Raw genomic sequence first — 5942 nt, forward strand, 5'->3', positions numbered from 1 at the left:
GACGGCCGGCGCGGGGCGCGGGGACGAGCCGGAGCGGCGCGGCCACCGTCAAATCCTCCCCGGTACGGGAAGGGGGACCGCTCGCGAAGCGAGTGGTGGAGGGGCCCCGGACTGGGTACCACGTCCGACGCGGGCCTCCTCCGTCACCCGCTGCGCGAACGCCACCTCCCCAAGCCGGGGAGGAATGGCAATGCCCTCACGCATGCGCGAACACATCCACCTCAGGCCACCCCGCCAAGTCGAGCGCGGCGCGGTGCGGCAGGAAATCGAAGCACGCGCGCGCCAGCTCGCTTCGTCCCTCGCGCGCCAGCCGGCGCTCCAGCTCGTCCTTGAGCCGGTGGAGGTAGCGGACGTCGGACGCCGCATAGTCGCGTTGCGCGTCCGACAGCTCGGGCGCCCCCCAGTCCGATGATTGCTGCTGCTTCGACAGCTCCAGCCCGAGCAGTTCCTTGACCAGTTCCTTCAGCCCGTGCCGGTCGGTATAGGTGCGGATCAGCCGCGACGCGATCTTGGTGTCCCAGGCGGGCGCCGCGACGATGCCCAGGTAATATTGCAGCGCCGCGATGTCGAACCGGCCGAAATGATAGAGCTTGAGCCGCGCGGGATCGGCGAGCAGCGCGGTGAGCCGCGGCGCCGCATAGGCGCTGCCCGGCGCGAAACGGACCAGATGCTCGTCCGGCCCGCCGTCCGACAGCTGCACCACGCACAGCCGGTCGCGCGGGGTCAGTAGCCCCATCGTCTCCGTGTCGACCGCGATCGCGGCGCCGGGGGCGAACGGGTCGCCGGGCAAATCTTCCTCGTGCAGATATACGGTCATCCGCTCGGGCCTTAGGCGGCGCGCGGGCGGCGCTCAACGGCTATTCCCGCGTGACCTCACCCGCTACGATGAGGGATCAAGTCGGAGTTCTCCCATGCGTCGCTCGTTGCTCCTCGCCCTGGTCGCCGTCCCCGCGCTGCTCGCCGCGCAGACCGGCAGGCCCCGCTACGGCGATTTCGGCGTCGATCTCGCCGACATGGATCGCTCGGTGAAGCCGGGTGACGACTTCTACAACTATGTCGAGGGCACGTGGCTCCGAAACCACCAGATCGAGTCGGACAAGGCCGGCGCGGGCTATAATTACGACCTGCCCGACGAGGCGGAGCGGCAGGTCCGCCAGATCATTGAGGAAGCGCAGGCCCGGCCGGACAGCGCGATCGCGCGCAAGGTGGGCGACAGCTATGCCGCCTGGATGGACGAGGCCGGGATCGAGGCGCGCGGCTTGGCGCCAGTGAAGCCCTGGCTCGCCCGGATCGACGCGGTGACGACGCGCGACGAGCTGGTCCACCTGATGATGCAGCCGGGCTACCCGTCGCCGGTCAATATCGGCATCGGCGCGGATCAGGACGATCCCACCCGCTACACCGTGTTCGCCGGCCAGGCGCGGCTGGGCCTGCCGGCGCGCGATTACTACCTGCTGCCCGGCGCGAAATACGATGCGATCCGCGCCGCCTATCGCGCCTATCTTGTCAAGCTGCAGACGTTGGCGCAATTGCCCGATCCGGCCGGTCGCGCCGACCGGATCGTCGCGCTGGAAACGCGGCTGAGCCAGGATCAGTGGACGCCCGAACGCCGCCGCGATCCCAAGGCCACGCACAACCCGCTGACGCGCGCGCAACTGATCCAGCTGGCGCCGCAGTTCGACTGGAACGCCACGCTCGCCTCGATCGGGTTGGGCGCCGCGACCACCGTCGATGTCGCGGAAACGACCGCCGTCGCGGCGGCGGGGCAGCGGCTCGCGGACGTGCCGCTGTCGACCTGGAAGGAATGGATGACCGCCTCGTTCCTTGGCGGGATCGCATCGGACTTGCCGCATGAGTTCGACCAGACCCAGTTCGACTTCTACTCGAAGACGCTACGCGACATCCCCGAGCAGCGCGCGCGGTGGAAGCGCGGCGTCGGGCTGATCGACGGCTCGCTGGGCGAGGCGGTGGGCCGCATCTATGTCGAGCGGCACTGGTCGGCGGACACGCAGGCCAAGGCGAACGAGCTGGTGGCGGACGTGCGCGCGGCGTACGCGGAGAAGATCCAGCACGCCGCCTGGATGGACTCAGGGACGCGCGCGGCGGCGCTGACCAAGCTCGGCACCTTCGATCCGCGCGTCGGCCATCCCGCCAGGTGGATCGACTATTCGACGCTGGAGGTTAGCCGCGACGATCCGCTCGGCAACGCGCTACGGGTCGCCCAATTCGACTGGCAGCTCCAGCTGAAGCGCTTCCCGCACCCGGTCGATCGCGGGCTGTGGGACATGACGCCGCAGACGGTGAATGCCTATTACGACCCGACGATGAACCAGATCACGGTGCCCGCCGCGATCCTGCAACCGCCCTTCTTCGATCCGAACGCCGATCCGGCGGTCAACTATGCCGAGACGGGCGCGACCACGATCGGGCACGAGATGGGCCACGGCTTCGACGATTCCGGCCGGCAGTATGACGAGAAGGGCCGGCTGCGCGACTGGTGGACCAAGGACGCCGCCGCGAAATACGTCGTCAAGGCGGACCGGCTGGCGGCGCAGTTCGACGAGTATGAGCCGATCGCGGGGACGCACATCAAGGGCCGGCTGACGCTGGGCGAGAACCTGGCGGACCTGGGCGGGCTGGAAACCGCATACGACGCGTACCGCCGCTACGTGGCGCGACACGGCGAGCCGCCGGTGATCGACGGCTTCACTGGCGACCAGCGCTTCTTCCTCGCCTTCGCCGCGGCATGGCAGGGCAAGGTGCGTGAGGCGGCGCAACGCCAGCGGCTGCTGTCCGACCCGCACAGCCCCGACAAATACCGAGTCAACGGCATCGTCCGCAATTTCGACCCCTGGTATGCGGCGTGGGGCATCAAGCCGGGCGACGCCATGTACGTCGCGCCTGATCAGCGGGTGCGGGTATGGGGACCGTGAGTGGTGTCACGTAGTTTTGTTTCGGTTGACGCAAGTTCGCCTTTCGGCAACAACCTGATTCGGGGATCAAAGAGGGTGATCTGAACGGCTGACCTTAAAACAAGGGGGCTGTCTGATGAAGCAAGTCTGGACCTGCACGGGCGCGGCGACGCTCGCGTTGTTGACCGCGCCGGCCGCCGCTCAGACCGCGCCGCCGGCGCCGATCACCGTCACCGGCGGCGCGACGCTCGTCACCGACTACCGGTTTCGTGGCCTGTCGCAGACCGACCGCAGCGTCGCCGTGCAGGCGACCGCCACCGTGCAGCACCGGTCGGGCTTCTACGTGAGCTTCTGGGGCAGCTCGATCGACGATTATGTCGCCAACGGCTCGGACGCCGAACTCGACCTGATCGGCGGCTATCGCAAGACGTTCGGTGGCACGGCGGTCGACGGCGGCGTGCTCTACTATGTCTATCCGCACAATGGCGGCGCCAAGACCGACTTCTTCGAGCCTTATCTCAGCCTGTCGCACACGATCGGGCCCGTGTCCGCCAAGCTCGGCGGCAACGTCGCCTGGAAGCAGCGCGGGCTGGGGCTCACCGGCGACCGGCGGCGCGGCGAGTATCTGTATGGCGAGCTGTCCGCCGGCATCCCGACCACGCCGGCCACGCTGACCGGCCATCTCGGCCACTCGTTCGAGCGCAATTACATCACCTTTGGCGAGCGCTACACCGACTGGAGCGTGACCGCGGCGGTGGTCGTCAAGCAGGTGACGCTGGGCGTCGCCTATGTCGACACGAACAAGCGGCTGTTCAGCTATCCGGCGGGCGGCGGCCACAACAAGGATGTCGCCAAGGGGGCGGTGGTCGGCTCCGTCGGCTTCAGCTTCTGACCGGGGAGGAACAGTCATGAAGTTCGTGATCGCCGTCATCAAGCCGTTCAAGCTGGACGAGGTGCGCGACGCGCTCAGCGCGATCGGCGTCGCCGGGCTGACCGTCACCGAGGTCAAGGGCTATGGCCGCCAGAAGGGGCAGACCGAGATCTATCGCGGCGCCGAATACGCGATCTCCATGGTGCCCAAACTGAAGCTGGAGGTCGCCTGTCCGGACGCGGTGGCGCCGCGCGTGGTGGAGGCGATCCAGCAGGCCGCCGGCACCGGCGCGATCGGCGACGGCAAGATCTTCGTGCTGGAACTGGGCGGGGCGGTGCGCATCCGCACCGGCGACACGGACGAGGCGGCGCTGTGAGGCCGCGGAAAGGGAAGGGAGCGATGATGGGCATGGGCAAGAAGCTGGCCGGGATCGGCTTGGGCGTGGGCTTGGCGGTCCTCGCCGCGCATCCGGCGTTCGCGCAGACGCCCGGTGGCGCGGTCGCGGGGCAGGTCCCCGCCGCGACGGTGGACAAGGGCGATACCGCGTGGATGCTGGTCTCCACGCTGTTGGTGCTGATGATGTCCGTGCCGGGGCTGGCGCTGTTCTACGGCGGGCTGGTCCGCACCAAGAACATGCTGAGCGTCCTCACCCAGGTACTGATGATCGTGTGCATGGTGTCGGTGATCTGGGTCACCTACGGCTATTCGATCGCATTCACAGGCGGCAACGCTTTCTTCGGCGGGCTGTCCAAGGCGTTTCTGATGCACGTGGACGCGAACGCGCAGGCGGCGACGTTCAGCAACGGCGTGTACATTCCCGAACTGGTCTACATGGCGTTCCAGATGACCTTCGCCTGCATCACCCCGGCGCTGTTCGTCGGCTCGGTGGCGGAGCGCGTGCGCTTCTCGCCCTTGATGCTGTTCACCGCGCTTTGGGTCACGCTCGTCTATTTCCCGATCGCGCACATGGTCTGGTATTGGGGCGGGCCGGACGCGGTCGCGGGGGCGGCGATGAAGGGCGCGGCGGCGCTGGCGGCGCAGAACGCCGACGCCGGTTATCTCTTCCAGAAGGGCGCGCTCGACTTCGCGGGCGGCACGGTGGTCCATATCAACGCGGGCATCACCGGGCTGGTGATGGCGCTGCTGCTGGGCAAGCGGACGGGATTCCCCAGGGAGCCGATGCCGCCGCACTCGCTGACCATGACCATGATCGGCGCGTCGCTGCTGTGGGTCGGCTGGTTCGGCTTCAACGCGGGATCGAACCTGGAGTCGAACGGGGTGACGGCGGTGGCGTTCGTCAACACCTTCGTCGCGACGTCGGCGGCGGGACTGTCCTGGGTGCTGGTCGAGCAGATCGTGCGCGGCAAGCCATCGCTCTTGGGCGCGGCGTCGGGCGTGGTCGCGGGGTTGGTCGCGGTGACGCCGGCGTCGGGCTATGCCGGGCCGATGGGCTCGGTGGTGCTGGGCCTTATCGTGTCGCCGATCTGCTTCTTCTTCGTATCGAGCGTCAAGAGTCGGTTCGGATACGACGACTCGCTCGACGTGTTCGGTGTCCACTGCATCGGCGGCATCACCGGCGCGATCCTGACGGGTGTGCTCGACGCACCCTCGCTGGGTGGACAGGGTATCGCCGACTATTCGACCAAGCCCGGCAGCCTGATCGCGGGCAGCTATGACATGCTGGGCCAGGTCTGGATTCAGTGTCAGGGCGTGATCGTCACCCTCGCTTGGTCGTCGATCGGCGCGACGGTGCTGTTCGTGCTGATCGACAAACTGTGGGGCATGCGCTCCAGCGTCGAGGTGGAGCATGACGGCCTCGACATCGCCGAGCATGGCGAGCGGGCGTATCATTATTGAGCAGAGTGGGCCCGGCGCAGCGATGCGCCGGGCCTTCATCTGAACGCTGGTCCCCTTGGCGGGACCTCCGGATCGCAGACGAGGCCATAGCGCGGCCGATCGTCGTATCAGTCGGATATGGGCAGCGCGTTCAGCGGCCCGCCCGCGCACCGTCGACGAACGCGAAGGTCATTTCGCCCGCCAGCCGGCGCAGGTCGAGTGCGTCGACGCCGGCGAGCCGCACGGAGCCAAAGCGGCGCTCGCCCGTCTCCACCAGCGCGCCACCGGGTGTCGACCGCACCGCCGCCCAACCGACCTCGCGC

General features: G+C 68.2%; 5 protein-coding genes. 4 read left to right on the top strand and 1 reads right to left on the bottom strand.

Going from position 1 to position 5942, the window contains the following annotated elements:
• Nucleotides 1-196: 196 nt before the first annotated feature.
• Nucleotides 197-817, bottom strand: a complete 621-nt coding sequence (locus HUU95_RS06450) for a ribonuclease D (protein WP_174279363.1) — start codon at nt 815-817, stop codon at nt 197-199.
• A 94-nt stretch (nt 818-911) separates the two neighbouring features.
• Between HUU95_RS06450 and HUU95_RS06455 the strand changes: the two genes are divergently transcribed.
• The 4 genes from HUU95_RS06455 to HUU95_RS06470 all read left to right on the top strand — a co-directional run bounded on the left by HUU95_RS06455 (nt 912) and on the right by HUU95_RS06470 (nt 5640).
• The gene (locus tag HUU95_RS06455) at nt 912-2933 is read left to right on the top strand and encodes a M13 family metallopeptidase (RefSeq protein WP_174279364.1); all 2022 of its coding nucleotides are present in this window, start codon (nt 912-914) and stop codon (nt 2931-2933) included.
• 115 nt (nt 2934-3048) lie between these two features.
• Entirely contained in the window at nt 3049-3804 is a 756-nt protein-coding gene (locus HUU95_RS06460; protein WP_174279365.1) for a TorF family putative porin, read from the top strand.
• A 16-nt stretch (nt 3805-3820) separates the two neighbouring features.
• Nucleotides 3821-4159 (top strand): P-II family nitrogen regulator, encoded by a 339-nt coding sequence (locus HUU95_RS06465; RefSeq protein WP_174279366.1) that lies wholly within the window; start codon nt 3821-3823, stop codon nt 4157-4159.
• A 26-nt stretch (nt 4160-4185) separates the two neighbouring features.
• Nucleotides 4186-5640: an ammonium transporter gene (locus HUU95_RS06470; protein WP_174279367.1), complete on the top strand. Its 1455-nt coding sequence runs from the start codon at nt 4186-4188 to the stop codon at nt 5638-5640.
• Nucleotides 5641-5942: the final 302 nt, after the last annotated feature.

It is taken from the genome of Sphingomonas bacterium, from assembly GCF_903643065.1.
Taxonomy (GTDB): domain Bacteria; phylum Pseudomonadota; class Alphaproteobacteria; order Sphingomonadales; family Sphingomonadaceae; genus Sphingomonas.

Excerpts from the sequence above, each read along its gene's own strand:
- HUU95_RS06450 (WP_174279363.1), bottom strand. The coding sequence starts at position 817 with ATGACCGTATATCTGCACGAGGAAGATTTGCCCGGCGACCCGTTCGCC.
- HUU95_RS06455 (WP_174279364.1), top strand. The coding sequence starts at position 912 with ATGCGTCGCTCGTTGCTCCTCGCCCTGGTCGCCGTCCCCGCGCTGCTC.
- HUU95_RS06460 (WP_174279365.1), top strand. The coding sequence starts at position 3,049 with ATGAAGCAAGTCTGGACCTGCACGGGCGCGGCGACGCTCGCGTTGTTG.
- HUU95_RS06465 (WP_174279366.1), top strand. The coding sequence starts at position 3,821 with ATGAAGTTCGTGATCGCCGTCATCAAGCCGTTCAAGCTGGACGAGGTG.
- HUU95_RS06470 (WP_174279367.1), top strand. The coding sequence starts at position 4,186 with ATGGGCATGGGCAAGAAGCTGGCCGGGATCGGCTTGGGCGTGGGCTTG.